This window comes from Isoptericola sediminis (assembly GCF_013085345.1).
In the GTDB taxonomy this organism is placed as follows: Bacteria; Actinomycetota; Actinomycetes; order Actinomycetales; family Cellulomonadaceae; genus Isoptericola; species Isoptericola sediminis.
Window position 1 is genome coordinate 49667 of the sequence record NZ_JABFAJ010000019.1, and the last position, 16750, is coordinate 66416.

The 16750-nt window shown below is 71.4% G+C and carries 15 protein-coding genes; 12 read left to right on the top strand and 3 right to left on the bottom strand.

From position 1 onward, the window contains the following. Positions 1 to 73 precede the first annotated feature (73 nt). Positions 74 to 934 (top strand): biotin--[acetyl-CoA-carboxylase] ligase, encoded by an 861-nt coding sequence (locus HLI28_RS10445; protein WP_171247463.1) that lies wholly within the window; start codon positions 74 to 76, stop codon positions 932 to 934. A gap of 65 nt (positions 935 to 999) precedes the next feature. Then, complete coding sequence (locus HLI28_RS10450) at positions 1000 to 2040, top strand: adenylate/guanylate cyclase domain-containing protein (RefSeq protein WP_171247464.1); 1041 nt, start codon at positions 1000 to 1002, stop codon at positions 2038 to 2040. A gap of 4 nt (positions 2041 to 2044) precedes the next feature. Here HLI28_RS10450 and HLI28_RS10455 read toward each other — a convergent pair whose 3' ends face one another. Continuing rightward, on the bottom strand, positions 2045 to 2827 hold the full coding sequence (locus tag HLI28_RS10455; protein WP_171247465.1) for an SOS response-associated peptidase: 783 nt from the start codon (positions 2825 to 2827) through the stop codon (positions 2045 to 2047). 96 nt (positions 2828 to 2923) lie between these two features. On the opposite strand from HLI28_RS10455, the gene HLI28_RS10460 reads away from it, so the two are divergent. From HLI28_RS10460 to HLI28_RS10470, 3 genes are read left to right on the top strand one after another with little or no spacing between them, the layout of a single operon-like run. After that, complete coding sequence (locus tag HLI28_RS10460) at positions 2924 to 4153, top strand: multidrug effflux MFS transporter (protein ID WP_171247466.1); 1230 nt, start codon at positions 2924 to 2926, stop codon at positions 4151 to 4153. 56 nt (positions 4154 to 4209) lie between these two features. Next, on the top strand, positions 4210 to 5550 hold the full coding sequence (locus tag HLI28_RS10465) for an LCP family protein (protein ID WP_343035788.1): 1341 nt from the start codon (positions 4210 to 4212) through the stop codon (positions 5548 to 5550). Positions 5551 to 5578: 28 nt separating this feature from the next. Further along, positions 5579 to 6196, top strand: a complete 618-nt coding sequence (locus tag HLI28_RS10470; protein WP_171247467.1) for a LysE family transporter — start codon at positions 5579 to 5581, stop codon at positions 6194 to 6196. Between the two features lie 222 nt (positions 6197 to 6418). Here the strand turns inward: HLI28_RS10470 and HLI28_RS10475 are convergent, their stop codons facing one another. Both HLI28_RS10475 and HLI28_RS10480 read right to left on the bottom strand, forming a co-directional pair. After that, positions 6419 to 7630: an aminotransferase class I/II-fold pyridoxal phosphate-dependent enzyme gene (locus HLI28_RS10475; RefSeq protein WP_171247468.1), complete on the bottom strand. Its 1212-nt coding sequence runs from the start codon at positions 7628 to 7630 to the stop codon at positions 6419 to 6421. A gap of 144 nt (positions 7631 to 7774) precedes the next feature. Beyond that, positions 7775 to 8320 carry a hypothetical protein gene (locus tag HLI28_RS10480; protein WP_171247469.1) on the bottom strand — a complete coding sequence of 182 codons (546 nt, stop codon included), beginning with the start codon at positions 8318 to 8320 and terminating at the stop codon, positions 7775 to 7777. Positions 8321 to 8538: 218 nt separating this feature from the next. On the opposite strand from HLI28_RS10480, the gene HLI28_RS10485 reads away from it, so the two are divergent. The 7 genes from HLI28_RS10485 (at position 8539) to HLI28_RS10515 (ending at position 16690) form a co-directional block, all read left to right on the top strand. Further along, on the top strand, positions 8539 to 9801 hold the full coding sequence (locus tag HLI28_RS10485; protein WP_343035789.1) for a TadA family conjugal transfer-associated ATPase: 1263 nt from the start codon (positions 8539 to 8541) through the stop codon (positions 9799 to 9801). Beyond that, entirely contained in the window at positions 9801 to 10658 is an 858-nt protein-coding gene (locus tag HLI28_RS10490; RefSeq protein WP_171247470.1) for a type II secretion system F family protein, read from the top strand. Before HLI28_RS10485 ends, HLI28_RS10490 begins: the two co-directional genes overlap by 1 nt. After that, the gene (locus tag HLI28_RS10495) at positions 10655 to 11533 is read left to right on the top strand and encodes a type II secretion system F family protein (protein WP_171247471.1); all 879 of its coding nucleotides are present in this window, start codon (positions 10655 to 10657) and stop codon (positions 11531 to 11533) included. The genes HLI28_RS10490 and HLI28_RS10495 overlap by 4 nt, the downstream gene beginning before the upstream one ends. Positions 11534 to 12793: 1260 nt before the next feature. Then, positions 12794 to 13360, top strand: a complete 567-nt coding sequence (locus HLI28_RS10500) for a DUF4145 domain-containing protein (RefSeq protein WP_171247472.1) — start codon at positions 12794 to 12796, stop codon at positions 13358 to 13360. Positions 13361 to 14127: 767 nt separating this feature from the next. After that, positions 14128 to 14274 (top strand): hypothetical protein, encoded by a 147-nt coding sequence (locus HLI28_RS10505; protein ID WP_171247473.1) that lies wholly within the window; start codon positions 14128 to 14130, stop codon positions 14272 to 14274. Further along, positions 14271 to 14669, top strand: a complete 399-nt coding sequence (locus tag HLI28_RS10510) for a hypothetical protein (RefSeq protein WP_171247474.1) — start codon at positions 14271 to 14273, stop codon at positions 14667 to 14669. Before HLI28_RS10505 ends, HLI28_RS10510 begins: the two co-directional genes overlap by 4 nt. Further along, positions 14669 to 16690, top strand: coding sequence for a bifunctional DNA primase/polymerase (locus tag HLI28_RS10515; RefSeq protein ID WP_171247475.1), 2022 nt, complete (start codon positions 14669 to 14671; stop codon positions 16688 to 16690). The genes HLI28_RS10510 and HLI28_RS10515 overlap by 1 nt, the downstream gene beginning before the upstream one ends. The last annotated feature ends 60 nt before the right edge of the window (positions 16691 to 16750 follow it).

Here is a 16750-nt window from a genome sequence, read left to right on the forward strand (position 1 = left end):
GTGATCTTGGAGGATTCCTACAACTCGACCCGAATGGTCCCGAGAACCCGCCGCGAGGCACCACGATGGAGACATGACGCGCCCACCTCTCGACGTCGCCGCGCTGCGACCCGTCCTGCTCGCTCCGACCGGACCCCTCGCCCGGGTCGACCTGGTGGAGACCGCTGCGTCGACCAACAGCGACCTCGTCGCCCGGGCGCGCGCCGGGACGCAGATCCCCGCGGCGCTCGTCGCCGAGCACCAGCAGGCGGGGCGCGGTCGGGCCGGCCGGGCGTGGCAGACGCCGCCGCGGGCGGCGCTGACGGTGTCCTTCCTGCTGCGCCCCCAGGTCCCGGCCGACGAGCTCGGCTGGGTGCCGCTGCTGACCGGGCTGGCCCTGGCGCGCACGCTGCGCGCCGAGGGGGTGTCGGCCTGGGTCAAGTGGCCCAACGACGTGCTGCTGCCGGCCCCCTCGGAGTGCGAGGGACTCGGCCGGCACCGCAAGGTCGCGGGTGTCCTGGCCGAGGTGGTGCCGGACGCCGCCCCGGCCGACCCCGGGGAGGGCCACGAGGGCACCGCCGTCGTGGTGGGCGTGGGGCTCAACGTGGACCAGTCCGTCGACGAGCTGCCGGTGCCGGCCGCGACGTCGTTGGCGCTGGCGGGCCAGGAGCTCGACCGCGGTGAGCTGCTCGTCGGGCTCACGGGGGAGCTCTTCACGCTGGTCGCCCGCTGGGAGGCCGCCGGGGGCGACGCGGTCGAGGCCGGGCTCGCGGGGGAGTACGCCGAGGTCAGCGCCACGCTCGGCCGGGCCGTGCGGGCCGAGCTCGCGGGCGGTGGCGACGTCGTCGACGGCGAGGCCGTCCGGGTGGCCGACGACGGGGCGCTCGTCCTGGCCACGGCCGCCGGGGAGCGAGTCGTCACCGCGGGCGACGTGCACCACCTGCGCGCGGTCTGAGTCCCGGCGCGGACCGCCCCCGGACGTCCAGGTCCCGCACAGGTGACCCCCGTTACAGTGGCCCCGTGACGAGCCAGACCTCCCCCGACCCGCGTGATCGCACCGCTCAGGAGCGTGCCGACACGGCCCGCCGCACCGACGAGGCCATCCTGGGCGGGCCGCGGGTGTACACGCTGGCCGACCTCGTGGCGGGGACGGGGCTCTCCACGGAGTTCGTCGAGAACTACTGGCGCTGGCTGGGTCTGCCGGTCACCCACCCGGAGGAGGCGCGCTTCACGGCCGCCGACATGGAGTCGCTGCGCGAGATCGGCACCCTCATCGAGGAGGGGCAGCTCGACCAGCAGGCGCAGATGACCCTCGTCCGGTCCCTGGGGCACACCTCGGACCGCCTGGCGCTGTGGCAGGTGGAGGCGTTCGTCGAGCACCTGGGTCGTCGCTACGCCCTGGACGACGTCAGCGCGCGCCTGGCCGCGGTGGACCGGATCCCCGGGTTCGCCGACGTGCTGGCCCGGCAGCTCGAGCACGCCTGGCGCCGCCAGCTCGCCGCGCTCATGGGCCGGTTCGCCACCGAGTTCGGCAGCTCGAACGAGGCCCGGCTGCCGGGTGACCAGCTGCCGCTGCGCCGGGCGATCGGGTTCGCCGACATCGTGTCCTTCACCAAGCGCACGGCCGGCCTCGGGTCGCAGGAGCTGTCCGAGTACGTCCAGCTCTTCGAGTCCCGCGCCCGGGACGTCATCACCGAGGCCGGCGGTCGCGTGGTCAAGACGATCGGGGACGCCGTGCTGTTCGTCGCCGACGACGTCGCCACGGGCGCCGAGTGCGCCCTCGGGCTGGCCGCGCCCCACTCCACCGACGAGATCCCCGTGCGCGTCGGGTTCGTCTGGGGGCGCGTCCTGTCGCGGTTCGGCGACGTGTTCGGCCCGGACGTGAACCTGGCCTCGCGCATCTCGGAGCTGGCCGAGCCGGCGACCGTGCTCGTCGACCCGCCGACGGCCGCCCTGCTGGCCTCGTCGGCGCGCTACGCCCTGACGGCGCAGGCGCCGCGGGAGGTCCAGGGCCTGGGGGAGATCACCCCGGTGCGCCTGCAGCGCGCCTACACCGGCTGAGGCCTCAGAGCAGCACCGGCTCGGGGTCCCGCGGCTCCGGGTCGGGGGCGATGAGTCCCTCGTCGTCGAACCGGACGTTCCCGACGCGGGGTCCGATCGGCCGGGTGTGCATCGGTGCCGAGGGGTTCTCCAGGAGGGCGCTCGCGTGCTCGGCGTCGACGGACGGGTCGAGCCACGCGTCCCACGCCTGCCGCGGCAGGGCCACCGGCATCCGGTCGTGGATGCGTTCGAGGCCGTCCGCCGCCGCGGTGGTGATGACGGTCGTGGAGACGAGCCACCGGTCGGGGTCGTCGTCGGCGCGGGTGGGGTCCCGCCAGAACTCGTAGAGCCCCGCGAAGGCGGCGACCTCACCCTCGGCGGGCCGGATCCAGTACGCCTGCTTCGGGGTCCTGCGGGTGCCGGGCGGAGCCTCGAGCCTCCGCCACTCGTAGTACCCGTCGGCGGGGACGAGGCAGCGCCGGACGCCCAGCGGCTTGGCGAACGCGGACTTCTCCAGGAGGGTCTCGCGGCGGGCGTTGATCATGCGGGCGCCGATCCCGGGGTCCTTCGCCCAGGAGGGGACGAGCCCCCACCGGGCCACCTGCAACGAGCGGGTGATCTCCCCGGCGGTGGTGCCGCCGTCGGGCAGGGGTTCGCGCCGGGGACGTTCGACGACGATGCGCACCGAGTCGGTCGGGGCGACGTTCCAGCGTGGCCCGAGCAGGCGGGCGTCGTCCGCGATCTCGGCGACGGCGAGCTCGTCGGCGAGGTCCTGGGCGTCGGTGAAGGAGGCGAAGCGGCCGCACATGAGGTCATCGTCCCCCGGACCGCCGACATCGGCGGTGAGAGGGGTCACGGCGAGCGGCCCTCGTGATCGTCGTATCGTTTCGATAGCATGAAGCCCATGCCCGAGAAGACCACCGTGCTCCAGCGCGCCCGCTCGCCGTTCCGCTGGATCCTCATGCTCGGTGCTCTCGCGGCCCTGCCGGCCTTCACGGTCGACATGTATCTGCCGTCGCTGCCCGAGGTCGCCGACGACCTCGGCTCCACGGCCTCCTACGCCCAGCTGTCCGTCTCGGTGATGCTCATCGGCGGCGCCGCCGGCCAGCTCGTCATCGGGCCGCTCTCGGACCGGTTCGGACGCCGCGCCCCGCTCGTGTGGGGGCTGGCGCTGCACGTGGTGACCTCGCTGCTGTGCGCCCTGGCGCCCACGATGTCGGCACTCATCGTCCTGCGGCTGCTGCAGGGGTTCTTCAACGCCGCCTGCACCGTGGCCGCGATGGCCGTGGTGCGCGACCGCTTCGTCGGGGCGGAGGCCGCCCGCATCCTGTCGCGGCTCATGCTCATCATCGGCGTGGCGCCGATGCTCGCGCCGACCTTCGGCTCCGCGGTCGCCGCCGCCGCGGGCTGGCGCTGGGTCTTCGCCGTCCTCGCGGTCGGCGGGGCGAGCCTGGCCGTGGTCGTCTGGCGCGCCATGCCCGAGACGCTGCCGGCGGCACGCCGCCAGCCCGGCGGAGCCGGCAGCGTGCTGCGCGGCTACCGGGACCTGGTGCGCGACCGGCACTTCATGGGGCTCGCGGTCCTGCCCGGCCTCGGCCAGGCCGTGCTCATGAGCTACGTCGTCGGCTCGCCGTTCGTCTTCCAGGAGTACTACGGCCTCAGCCACACCCAGTTCTCCCTCCTCTTCGCCCTCAACGGTCTCGGCCTGGTCGTCTCGGCCCAGATCAACGCCGCCCTGGTGCGCCGGGTCGCGCCGATCCGCCTGCTGCGGGCCGCGCTGGTGCTGCAGGGCGTGTTCGCCGTGGGGCTGGTCGTGGTCGCGCGGACGGAGTTCGGGGGCCTGCTCGGCCTGCTGGCGCTGCTGTGGATCGTGCTCGCCTTCCAGGGGCTCATCCCCGCCAACGCCTCGGCGATCGCGCTGTCCCGCCACGGTGAGCGGGCCGGGTCCGCGGCCGCCGTCATCGGCGCCGTGCAGGCCGGGACCGCCGGTGCCGTCTCGCCGCTCGTCGGTGTCCTCGGCGGTGACGCCGTCGCGATGACCACGGTCATGCTCGGGGCGTGGACCGCGGCGATCTGCGTGCTCGCCTTCGCCACGCCCGCCTTCCGCCGTGGCGGGTGGGTCCACCTCGCCTGAGCCCGGGACACGCCGTCGACCGCCCGTGCGAGGAGGCGTCGGTTTAGGGTGACAGGGTGAAGGAATCCAGTCCCCGGCATCTCGGACACCTTGCCGGGCACCCAGTACTGCGCTGGGTCGCCCTGGGGGTGACCGCGGTCCTCGCGCTGGTCGGAGCGGCCTCGATCGCCGCCTACGTGGACCTCAAGTCGCAGATCGAGGTCTCCGACGTCGACGCGTTGATCGGCCGGCAGCGACCGGAACGCGACCCGGTGGCCGCGGCCTCCGACGAGCCGGCCGACCCGAGCGACCCCTTCGCCGGCCAGGACCGGAACATCCTGGTCATGGGGACCGACTACCGCGACGCGGAGAACGCCGCGATCGCCGGCTCCGGGGACGAGTTCCACTCCGACAGCACGCTGGTGATGCACATCAGCGGCGACCGGACCCGTATCGAGGCGATCTCCATCCCGCGCGACTCGCTCGTGGACATCCCGTCCTGCCCCCGCCCCGACGGCAGCTCCACCGCGCCCCAGAGCAACGCGATGTTCAACACCGCGTTCTCCCTGGGCGGGGGACCGGAGCAGGACCTCACCGCGGCTGCGGCCTGCACGCTCCTGACCGTCGAGTCGCTCACCGGCCTGACGATCGACGACCACGTCGTGGTCAAGATGGCCGGCGTGGTCGACATCGTCGACGCCCTCGGCGGGGTGCCGATGTGCCTGCCGGAACCGGTGATCGGCGACTCGCGGTACAGCGACCTCGAGCTCGACGCCGGACGCCAGGTGCTGGACGGTGAGACCTCGATCCAGTTCCTGCGGGTGCGCAAGGGCGAGGGCATGGGGCTCGAGCTGGGTAGCGACCTGCGGCGCATCGAGCGTCAGCAGGCGTTCGTGGACTCCATGCTCCGCGAGGTCCTCGACCAGAACCTCATCACCAACACCCCGAAGCTGTACCGGATGGTGCGGGCGTCGCTGAAGTCGATGTCCACCAGCCCGGAGCTGGCGAGCCCCAGCGCGCTGGCCGGTCTGGCCTGGAGCCTGCGCAACGTCGACCCGTCCAGCATCGTCTTCGAGTCGGTCCCGGTGGTCGAGGCCCCCACCGACGCCAACCGCGTGGTCTGGACCCACGAGGCGGCCGACCTGTGGCAGCGGTTCGCCGACGACGTCCCGCTGCACGGCGAGCCCACGCCCACACCCACGCCGAGCGACTCGCCCGAGGACGGTGTGGTCGAGGCGGAGACCACCGCCGACGAGGGCACCGGGTCTGCGGGGTCCGACGGCGCGGTCGACGAGTCCGGTGACGGCGCCGGCGGGGGTGGCCAGGGCGGCACCGTGAGCGCGGACAACCCCGGCACCTCCGACCCGTCGCCGAGCCCGTCGCCCAGCCCGTCGCTGCTGCCCGGCGTGTGCGGCTGAGCGACGGCGTCCTCGTCGGGTGCCCGGTGTGCTGGTCCTCCTCGCGGGTTTCGGCCTCGGGCTGTCCCTGATCCTGGCCATCGGCGCCCAGAACGCGTTCGTGCTGCGCCAGGGGGTGCGCCGCGAGCACGTCGGCGTCGTGGTGCTCGTGTGCGCCGCCTCCGACGCCGTGCTGTACGCGGCCGGGGGAGCGGGCCTCGGCGCGCTGGTCGAGCGCAACCCCGTCATCGTCGACGTCGCGCGCTGGGCGGGTGCCGCCGTCGTGCTCGGGTACGGGGCGCTCGCCGCCCGGCGGGCGCTGCGCGGCGAGGAGGGACTGCGCGTTGCCACCGACGGCGCGTCCGGTGACGAGGGGCGGCGCCTGCGCCCCGTGCTGCTGACGGCCCTCGCGCTGACCTGGCTCAACCCGCACGTCTACCTGGACACCGTGGTCCTGCAGGGATCGGTGGCGGCCACCTACGGGGACGACCGCTGGCTGTTCAGCGCCGGTGCCGTGCTCTCCAGCATCGTGTGGTTCACCGCGCTGGGCTACGGAGCCCGCCTGCTGGCTCCGGTGCTGCGCCGGCCGGGGGCGTGGCGGGTCGTCGACGGCGTCATCGCGGTGATCATGGTGGCCGTCGCGGTCTCGCTCGTCGCCGGCGCCTGACCCCGCCTCGCCCGGTCCCGTCCCGGGCCGCCGCGTCGCTCAGGTCGCCACGTCGCCCGAGTCGCCACGTCGCCCGGGTCGTACCTTCCGTCACGTGGTCGTACCCGCGGGGTACGACCACGTGACGGAAGGTACGACCTCGGCAGGGGTCAGGGTCGGTCCCTGCCGAGTCAGGACCGTGTGCCGCGGGTCAGGGCGATGCGCGGCGAGTCAGGACTCGGGTCAGCGGGTCAGCGCGGCCAGCCGCTCGATGCCGTCGCGCAGCACCTCGGGCTGCTTGACGAACGTGAACCGCACCCGGGAGCGCATCGTCTGCGCCGCCGTCGACCCGGGTCGGCAGAACGCCGAGACCGGTACGCCGACCACTCCCACCAGCTCGGGCAGCCGCAGGCACAGCTCGTGGCCGTCCTCGAGACCGAGCCGCTCCATGTGCGCCGCGCCGTCGGCCACCACGAAGTAGGTGCCCTGCGGGACGACGACGTCGAAACCGGCCCGCTCCAGGCCGGCGCAGAGCAGGTCGCGGCGTTCCGCCAGGGAGGCCGCCAGGGCGCGCGGGGTCTCCTCGTCGGCCAGCGCGAGGGCGATCGCCGGTTGGAACGCCGACCCCGAGGTGTAGGTCATGAACTGCTTGAGCGTGCGCACCGCCGTGATGAGGTCCGCGGGGCCGTGCATCCAGCCGACCTTCCAGCCGGTGAGGCTGAACGTCTTGCCCGAGCTCGACACCGTCAGGGTTCGCTCGGCCATCCCCGGCAGCGTGGCGATCGGGACGTGCACGGCGTCGTCGAACACCAGGTGCTCGTAGACCTCGTCGGTGAGCACGAGGGTGTCGCGCTCGCGGGCGACGGCGGCGACCTGCTCCAGCTCGGCGCGCGTCAGCACGGTGCCGGTCGGGTTGTGCGGGGTGTTGACCAGGATCATCGCCGTGCGGTCGGTCGCCGCGGCGCGCAGGGCGTCGGCGTCCAGGCGCAGGTCGGCGGTGAGCGGCACGGGGACGTGGGTGGCGCCGGCCATGGCGATCGCGGCGGCGTGGGAGTCGTAGTACGGCTCCAGGGTGATGACCTCGTCGCCCGGCCCGGTCAGCGCGAGGATCGCGGCGGTGAGCGCCTCGGTCGCCCCGGTGGTGGCCAGGACCTCGGTGTCCGGGTCGACGTCGAGGCCGTAGCGGCGGCGCTGGTGGTCGGCGATGGCGTGGCGGAGCTCGGGCACGCCGTCGCCGGGGGCGTACTGGTTGCGACCGGCGTCGATGGCGGCCTTGGCGGCCTCCTTGACGTAGTCCGGGCCGTCGACGTCGGGGAAGCCCTGGCCGAGGTTGACCGCGCCGGTGCGGTTCGCCAGCACCGTCATCTCGGCGAAGATCGTCTGGGCGATCGTCCCGTCGTCGGAGAGCAGGCCGGTGGCGGCGGCGACCTGGCGCCACCGAGGTGTGGACGTCATGCAGGCGACACTACCGACGGAGGTCGGTCGGCGGGCTGGACCGAGCCGGGTATCGGACCGCCGGGCATCGTGCACCGCTTCCCCGCGGTGCTGCATCGATCTCTGGCGACGTTGCTCGGGCGCCATGTCACCGGCGCACGCCCGTCAGGGCACCTCATACCCCTCCGCGGTTTTCGCCAGGTGGGTGCTGAGAAGCCGATCGAGCACGCGAGCTCTCCAGCGGACGGTGGGAATGATCGTGATCAGGCCGAGTGCGACAAAGACTGCGCCGCTGACCAGGAAGTCGCTCGCTCCGAGGTCTTGAGGACCCGTCGCCGGGCCTTCGAAGATCGACACGATGAAGTAGATGCATCCAAGAAGTGCGGAGGCGATTCCGACTCCGACCAACAGTCCTGAGACGAACCGCCTCCCTGGCGCCTTCTTCCACAGCTTCTGCCTCAGATGGTTGTCCCGTTCCAGAACCGTCTCCCTCTGGATCTGTCGAATCTCCTCGGCGATCCGCTCATCCAGCACGCCGGTGGCCTGGCCCTGTTCGGCCAGCGTCGCGCGGAGCGTGGCCAGTCGTTGCAGCCGGTGGAGCTTACGAGCGGAGAACTCGCCAGACCACGCTCGGGAGAGCAACGCGAGGATGGGGGCGGCGATCGCCGCGACCCCTGCCAGCAGCGTCGCAACCGTGGTCATCACTTCCATCGGACTTCACGCTAGCCATGCTCGGTGGTCCTCGCCTCGGGGATCTCGGCTCGCGACAGTGATGCCGGACGAGCCCGGTCCTGCGGTCACACCGGTTCCGCCCCGCTCGCAGTTGTCCACAGGGTGGATGGCCCCAGGCGCAGCGGGCGGGAACTTCGCTACGCTCGGTCGCGCTTGAGTGGATTTGCCCGATTGACCCCGACGGAGAGGTTCCACGGGTGGACGCCGACGTTCTGACCCACGACGAGGCGGGCAGCCTGCTGACCGGCGAGGTCCGCGAGCTCGTGCGCCGCCGTGGCATCGACCCGGTGACCGATCGCCACGGACTCGACCGCCTGGTCGGGGAGGCCGTGGCCGACTACGGGGACCGGGCCACCCTCGGGGTCGTTCCGCCGCTGGTCGACCCGGCTGCCACCACTCGTGCGCTCATCGACACCTTCGGCGGGTTCGGTCCGTTGCAGCCCTACCTCGACGATCCGGAGATCGAGGAGATCTGGATCAACAACCCGGCCCAGGTGTTCGTCGCGCGTCGCGGAGTCAGCGAGCTGACGACGACGCTGCTCACGGGCCAGCAGGTCCGGGACCTCGTCGAGCGGATGCTCAAGTCCTCGGGGCGCCGGCTCGACCTGAGCTCGCCGTTCGTCGACGCCACCCTGCCTGGCGGCGAGCGCCTGCACGTGGTGATCCCGGACGTCACCCGCGAGCACCTGGCTGTCAACATCCGCAAGCACGTCGTGCGTGCCCACCACCTCGACCACCTCGTCCGCCTCGGCTCGTTGACCGCGCACGCTGCCGCCTTCCTCGACGCGGCCGTCCGTGCGGGGGCCAACATCCTGGTCTCCGGTGCCACGCAGGCGGGCAAGACGACGATGCTCAACGCTCTGGCGGGGTCCACGCCGGCCGGTCAACGCGTCATCTCGTGCGAGGAGGTCTTCGAGCTGCGACTGCCCGTGCGCGACCACGTCGCGATGCAGTGCCGGCAACCGAGTCTCGAGGGGACCGGGGAGATCCCGTTGCGTCGTCTGGTCAAGGAGGCGCTGCGGATGCGGCCGGACCGCATCGTCATCGGAGAGGTGCGGGAGGCCGAGAGCCTCGACATGCTCATCGCCTTGAACGCGGGCGTCCCCGGGACGGGAACCGTGCACGCGAACTCGGCCCGTGAGGCGATCACCAAGATGTGCACGCTTCCGCTGCTCGCCGGTGAGAACATCTCGGACCGGTTCGTCACGCCGACCGTCGCGAGCGCGCTCGACGTGGTCGTGCACCTCGGGGTGACGCCGGGAGGTGTGCGGCAGTGTCGCGAGATCGTGGTGGTGACGGGACGGGTCGAGGAAGGGCGGGTCGAGACGGCCCAGCTCTTCCGTCGCAGGCCCGCCTCGGCCGGTGGTGAGCTCGTGCGCGGGGACGGCTTCCCGGCCGAGGTCGAGAAGTTCGAGCGTGTCGGCGTCGACGTGCACGCGCTGCTGGCCGGGGAGCGCTGATGGGTGTGGTCGTCGGGCTCGTCGGCGGCGCCGGGCTGTTCTGCCTCTGGTGGTCCTGCTGGGAGCAGCCGGAGCGCGGCCGGCGGCACAGTCGCCGACACCGCACGGTGCAGGACCTGCTCGTCCAGGCCGGTGCGCCGACGGTGACCCCGGCGGCCCTCTACGTCCTCAGCATCGGGCTCGCCCTCGTCGTCCTCCTCTTCGGGCTGGTGCTGACGCGGTCCCCGGCCATCGCCGCCTGCTTCGCGGTCATGGCGGTCGTGGCGCCGGAGGCGCTGGTCCGGGCACGGGCACGCCGACGCCGCGACGACCTGCGCGAGGTGTGGCCGGACGTCGTCGACCACCTCGCCAGCGGCGTGCGGGCCGGTCTCTCCCTGCCGGAGGCGGTCGCGCAGCTCGGCGAACGTGGGCCGCAGGCCCTGCGGGAGCCGTTCGCCCAGTTCGCTGCCGACCACCGGGCGACCGGGCGCTTCGGCGAATGCCTCGATCTCCTCAAGGACCGCCTCGCCGACCCTGTGGCTGACCGCATCATCGAGGCCCTCCGCCTGACACGTGAGGTCGGCGGGACGGACCTCGGTCGGTTGCTGCGCAGCCTGTCGAGCTTCCTGCGCCAGGACCTGCAGACCCGTGGCGAGCTCGAGGCGCGTCAGTCCTGGACGGTGAACGGTGCGCGGGTGGCAGCCGCCGGACCGTGGGTCGTGCTGGCCCTGCTCGCCAGTCGTCCGGAAACGGCGCAGGCGTACAACTCGGCGGCAGGGGTCGCGGTGCTGCTGACCGGTGCGGCCTGCTCCGTCGTGGCATACCGCGCGATGCGCCGGATCGGCCGGCTGCCCGAGGAAGGTCGGGTGCTGCGATGACGCCGATCGTGACCGGTGCCCTGCTGGGCCTCCTCGCGGGATGCGGCCTGCTGCTGGTGGCTTCCGGCGTCCGGGGGCGACGGATCAGGCTCGACGAGCGGCTCGCCCCGACCCTGCGGCCCCGGGACGCGACCTCGGGGCTGCTGCGCGAGCAGGCGACGCGCGGCCCTCTCGGGGTGCTCGAGCAGCTCCTCGCCCCGTGGGTCGAGGACGCCGCCGCGTGGTTCGAGCGGTTCGGCTCGACGCGAGAGGACGTCCAGCGTCGGCTGGACCGTGCCGGTCTGCGCGAGACCGTCGAGCAGTTCCGCGCACGGCAGCTCGTGTGGACGACGTTGGGTCTGGCCGGCGGTCTCCTGCTGGCTGTCCTGCTCGCCGCGACCCGAGGCTCCTCGGTCGTCGTGCTGGCCGTCCTGGTGCTGCTCGCCGGTGCGACCGGCTTCGTCGGCTGTGACCAGAGGCTCTCCGGTGCTGCACGGCGGCGGGAGGAGCGGATGCTCGCCGAGTTCCCCACCGTCGCAGAGCTTCTGGCGCTCGCAGTCACGGCCGGCGAGGGGCCGGTGCCGGCGCTCGAGCGGGTCGCGACGACTGCCCGGGGCGAGCTGTCCGGCGAGTTCTCCGCGATGCTGGCCGACGTCCGGGCGGGAGCCCCGATCACGGCCGCTCTCACGGCGATGGCCGACCGCACCGGTCTGCCGACGCTGTCACGGTTCGCCGAAGGCGTGGCCGTCGCGCTGGAGCGCGGCACACCTCTGGCAGACGTCCTCCGTGCCCAGGCACAGGACGTCCGGGAGTCCGGGCGTCGGGCGCTGATGGAGGCCGGCGGGAAGAAGGAGGTCGCCATGATGGTGCCCGTCAGGTGGTGTTCCCTCCCATGAAATTCCGGATACTGCCTGCTCCGGGAGTGAGGACCGTCCGCGTGGGAATTTCGCCCGCCCAGACCCCGCCGTCCACCGGGTAGGGGTCAACAAAACGGCTAGCCTGCACTTGTGGTGGAATTTTGGGTCGTCGTAGCAACCGTCCTACCTGTGCTAGCGCTGCCGGTCACTATCAATGCGCGAACCGAGATTGTTCGCTCGCTCTCCGCGACTGTAGGGGCGGCGCGGAGCATTGCGATCTCGAGGGCGTCGGCCCTTGTGCTCGCGTTTGGTGCGGAACTGGTTTCCCTTATCGCGATTCTGCGACTGGCGCGTGGCGAACAGGTCGCGGAATGGAGTCAACAGTTTGCCCTAGCGGCCGTTATGGTACTGGCGGTAGCAGTTCTCCTTGAGCCCGTGATGATCTTGGCGGTCATTGCGTTCGCAGGCAACTCACGAGATGCCCGCAAGATTATCTGGCGCCTTAGACGCCACCGGGCGAAGATGCGCTTTGAGTATTGGAAGCTTAGGGCCAAGGGCAAGCGTCAGGAAGGCCTCTTGAAGGAGGCTCGTGAGCGGCTGGAACGAGTGAGATTGCGTGCGGAAGAGCATGGCCTGTTTGATTCAACCGTTCCTTTTGGTCCACGCGACTTTGAGAACGCCATGCTCTACTATGAAGCACGGTCCGACGTCGATCGAGCCTCGGTGCGGCAAAGTGCTTTCCCCCAGCGATTAGAGGACGCTCGAGCACACACCGACAACGCGGTTCGGAGGGACATTAGGGAGACGCGACGTGTTCAACAGCAGTTGGCCAAGGAGCGAATGGAGATACTGGCTGAACTGCTTCCGGGTGCGTCAGTGCGGCCTGAGAAGTTGACTGGTTCTAGTGCGCCACCCGGACCGAACAAGATGAGGCGTCGCCGCCTGGTCGGACAGGCCGGACGCTCGGTCGATCACCGGCGATTGCTCCGCCGGTCGCAGCGTCACGACTAGCAGTTCTCGCCAGACCGGGTGCCTTCGCCTCGGCGCGGCTCGTCGAGGTTCGACACGCCGGGAACGGGTGAAGATCTTCCGGGCCGCCCGCCACTTGCCGGGCTTCGGTCGCTCACGAGAATGACCGGAAAGCACCTTGAACCGGCCCGGCTGTCGGCCCCTGGTGGCACCATTACGGGCATGGCAGACACAGCGCGGAATCCCGACAGCCTCCCGACTCCCGCCGACCCGTCAGGGCCGTGCCCGCGGTGCGGACGCATTTCCAACTTCACCGTGGAAGGAGAGGGAGTGGTCCTGCGCAGGGGCAGGGGTTCTGCGGCCGACCTGCATGAGCGCGTCGACGTCCTGACTTGCAACGGCTGCACCGACCGTACGGTCGTGGTCACCGAGCGGTACGGCCATATGGAAAGGAACCTGCAACATGTCTACCCGCCGCCGGGTGCGGGCGTCCTGGACCCCCAGGTCCCACTCGCCGTCGCGTCGGCGTACGACGAGGGCATGCGCTGCCTGAGCATCGGGGCGAACCGCGCAGCCGCCGTGATGTTTCGCTCCGCCTTGCACCTCTTCATCAAGGACAAGGGAGACGACGAGGCCAAGAATGAGCGACACCTGAAGCCCGCGCTGAAGCACATGAAGTCCTCTGGCAAGCTGCACGAGGGCCTGTGGGACTGGGCCGACCACCTGAACCAGCTCGGTAACGAGGGAGCGCACCCGGAGGACTACGACGAGGTCACCGCCGCCGAGGCAAGTGGCCTCGGGAGGTTCGTACGACAGTTGATCCACCTGACGTACGAGATGCCTGCGCAGCTCAAACGCGACCAGGGCATCCCACTTGACGGCGAGAACGAAGCCTGACCGGACCGGCCAGGCTGGCGACCTCCACCCCAGCCAGACACGGGTTGTTGATTCCAGCCCAATCTTCCCAATCGACCAGTGGCGGCAGACCCGGCCGTCGCCCGGGCCTTGGGGTCATGCCCGGCGGCGTCGGTCGGTGCTTGAGCGCTCGGGTGCCGCACGCCGCCGGACGTGCTGCGCGCCACCGTGCCCCTCGACCGTGCCGATCTCCTTGGGCAGTGGGTCCCCCTCCGAGAGTCCGAGTGCAGCTCGGTAGGCGGCGTCCCGAGCGCGCTTAGCCTTCTCGGCCTTGCCCAGCCGCTCCCTCTCCGTCAACTTCCCCTTGCGCTTCGCCACGATGCCCTCCCGGGGGTCACCTTGGACGCTACCCGGACGCCCCGACGCCCGCTGCGCGGCAAAGTGGGACGATAACGAGGACCTTGTCCGGCGGTGACGTCGCGTGGTCCGATCGTCGTGTAGGCGTGCCCCTGAACACGTCCGTCACGGACCGACCCCCGCGTTCCTCGTGCTCGAGGCGGGGGTCGGTCTGTGTTCACACGCGTTTAGTCCGTCTCGTGAGTCTACTTGTTGCAGGGGTGGCTGCTGTGCTTTCGTGGAACTTGTAGGGCACACCGCACCGGTACCCGCCAGCCGCCAGGGCAGGCAGAGTCCCGAGTCAACGGAAGCGCCGCGAATGCCGCGGACGGCCAGCCGCCAGGGCAGGCTCCCGATCCCGAAGCGAGGCGACGCCTCGTGGGCTAACGACGGATCTTTCAGGGACCTGACCCATGCCTACTCAAGCGACCGCTCGATGGACCTACCGTCCGCTGAGCGAAGCCCAGATCTCAGCACTCGCCACGCTGCTGTTCGGCGACGAGAAGCCGACCACCGACACCCCGCCCGCGACGCAGCGTCGGGGAGGTGGCCCGCGATGAACTCACGGCTGCCCTCCCAGGACGGCGAAGTTCGCTACTTCGGCCCCGACACCAACTACAAGCCCACGGCCTGGATGCTCGCCCAGGTGGACGAGTGCCACCGCCGGGTCTCCCGCGAACTCAACCGTCTGCCGGTCGGGTCCTGGCCCGCCGCGTGCACGATGATGCTCTGCAAGCCGGTCGGCCCTCTCTGCGACCCCTTCGAGGGGCGCACCTGCGACAGGTGCCGTACCTACGTCCCGCCGGTGTCCCGAGGCTCCAAGCCCGGCGACTTCCAGGTCATCCGGTTCCAGCTCCTGCACTTCCAGCCGGGCAGGCCCCGGGTGCGGGTCTTCGTGGTCGGTGGCCTGTGCCGCGCCTGCTTCGAGGCTGAGGTCGACGGGGGTGACCGCTGATGGCTCCCCGTCTCGACTCCCGCACGCTGCAGGCCGTCCGCGCTCACGGAACTTCCGACACCCCGGCGGACGCACCGGCGACCACTCCCGATTCACGGGACGGCCAGCGCGACCCCTTCGCTGGGCTGCCGGAGGGCGTGCGGCTGTTCCCGCTCCGCCGGGTGACGTCGGACGGCGAGTGCACCTGCAGCCGCGACCACTGCGCGAGTGCCGGCAAGCACCCCACGATCACCGGCTGGGAGGCGAGGGCGACCTCCGAACCCGCGGAGGTCCGGCGCTGGCTCGACCGCTTCGGCGGCAACCTCGGGGTCGCCTGCGGGCCGTCCGGGCTCGTCGTCCTGGACGCCGACCGCAAGCGAGAGCTCGAGCGGCTCTGCAAGGCGTACGGCCACGACGTGCCAAGCACGTTCAAGGTCAGGACCGGCAAGGGCTTCCACTACTGGTTCCGAGTGCCCGACGACGTCGAGGTGCGCAACTCCGACGCGCTGCGTGCTCTCGGGTTCGAGGTGGACGTCCGTGGTGCAGGCGGGTTCGTCGTCGCGCCTGGCTCCACTCACGTCTCTGGACGCCGCTACGAGGTCGCCGACGACACCGAGCCGCAGTCGCTGCCGGACTGGGTGCTCGAACTGCTGCAGGCCACCACCCCCGACCCGGGGGACGACGGCGACGCGCCGGTCAGCGAGGCTCAGGCCCTGGCTGCGCTCGACGCGGCTTGCGAGGACCTCGCCGACGCCGTGAACGGGCAGCGCAACGGGACCCTCAACGCGAAGGCGTACTACCTCGGCCGGATGGTGGGGGGTGGCCTGCTGGACCGGGCCGAGGTCGAGGAGCGCCTCACCGAAGTCGCGCTCGAAGCCGGGCTCGGGAAGGACGAGACCCGCGCGACGCTCCGCTCCGGCCTCCGCCGCGGCGAGGCCCGGCCCCGCAAGGTCGCCGACGACGACTCCGACGCCGAACCGCCGTCCACGCTCACGGCGCTCGACTGGGCCGAAGCCTGGCGGCAGTACCGCGAGGGCGGCAGCTCTGAGGACTGGATCGTCTACCCGCTGCTGCCCGCACGGCGGCTTGTGGTCCTGTACTCGCTGCCCAAGGTCGGCAAGTCGCTGCTCATGCTCGAGGTCGCGGTCGGGATCGCGTGCGGGACCGAGGTCCTCGGCTCCACCCCGCCACGCCCGCACAGGGTGTTGTACCTCGACTACGAGAACGACCCGATGGGCGACCTGCTGCCCCGGCTCGAGTCGATGGGCCACGACGAGTCACTCGACCTGTCGAACCTGCACCTGCTGTCGTTCCCGGTCCTCGGTGGGCTCGACACCCGGCTCGGCGCACAGCGGCTGCTCGAGTACGTCGACGAGCACGACGTCGAGGTGGTCGTGATCGACACCGTCTCGCGCGCCGTCGACGGCCCCGAGAACGACAACGACACCTGGCTCAATATGTACCGCCACCTCGGCCTCGCGTTGAAGCAGCGCGGTGTCTCGCTGATCCGGATGGACCACGCCGGTAAGGACGAGACGAAGGGCCAGCGCGGCGGCTCCGCGAAGTCCGGTGACGTGGACGCCGTCTGGAGGCTCACTCGCCAGGGCGACAGCCAGTCCCGGTTCGTGCTGGCGTGTGAGGCGCACCGGCACCAGGTGCCGCACACGAAGCTGGTGCTGACGCGGCACGCGGACCCGCTGGTGCACGAGGCCGAACTCGTCGAGCACCACCACGCCGAGGCTGAACCCGACGAGTTCCGCCCGACCCACCTGATGGAGCGGATCAGCGTCTGGCTCGAGACCTACGGACCCGCCACCCGGTCGGTCGTCGTCAAGGGCAAGGACGAGAACGGGCAGTTCAACGTCCCGGGCAAGGCACAAGCGAAGGGACGCGCATTCTCGCTGCTGGTCAGCGAGGAGTACCTGCGCAGGAAGTCCGGCGACGAGTACGAGGTCGTCCGCGGGTACCGCGAGGACACCGAGGAGCCCGGGGAACCGGCCGGGAACCGCCTGTCCGACGAGGAGGTGGACGAGACGTGGTGACGACACCTATCGGTTCCCAGCCCGCACCCCCTCTGACCTGCGGTTCCTCTCGGTTCCCGG

Coding starts and splice junctions, on each gene's coding strand:
- HLI28_RS10445 (WP_171247463.1), top strand. CDS start 74: ATGACGCGCCCACCTCTCGACGTCGCCGCGCTGCGACCCGTCCTGCTC.
- HLI28_RS10455 (WP_171247465.1), bottom strand. CDS start 2,827: ATGTGCGGCCGCTTCGCCTCCTTCACCGACGCCCAGGACCTCGCCGAC.
- HLI28_RS10460 (WP_171247466.1), top strand. CDS start 2,924: ATGCCCGAGAAGACCACCGTGCTCCAGCGCGCCCGCTCGCCGTTCCGC.
- HLI28_RS10475 (WP_171247468.1), bottom strand. CDS start 7,630: ATGACGTCCACACCTCGGTGGCGCCAGGTCGCCGCCGCCACCGGCCTG.
- HLI28_RS10480 (WP_171247469.1), bottom strand. CDS start 8,320: ATGGAAGTGATGACCACGGTTGCGACGCTGCTGGCAGGGGTCGCGGCG.
- HLI28_RS10490 (WP_171247470.1), top strand. CDS start 9,801: ATGGGTGTGGTCGTCGGGCTCGTCGGCGGCGCCGGGCTGTTCTGCCTC.
- HLI28_RS10495 (WP_171247471.1), top strand. CDS start 10,655: ATGACGCCGATCGTGACCGGTGCCCTGCTGGGCCTCCTCGCGGGATGC.
- HLI28_RS10505 (WP_171247473.1), top strand. CDS start 14,128: ATGCCTACTCAAGCGACCGCTCGATGGACCTACCGTCCGCTGAGCGAA.
- HLI28_RS10510 (WP_171247474.1), top strand. CDS start 14,271: ATGAACTCACGGCTGCCCTCCCAGGACGGCGAAGTTCGCTACTTCGGC.
- HLI28_RS10515 (WP_171247475.1), top strand. CDS start 14,669: ATGGCTCCCCGTCTCGACTCCCGCACGCTGCAGGCCGTCCGCGCTCAC.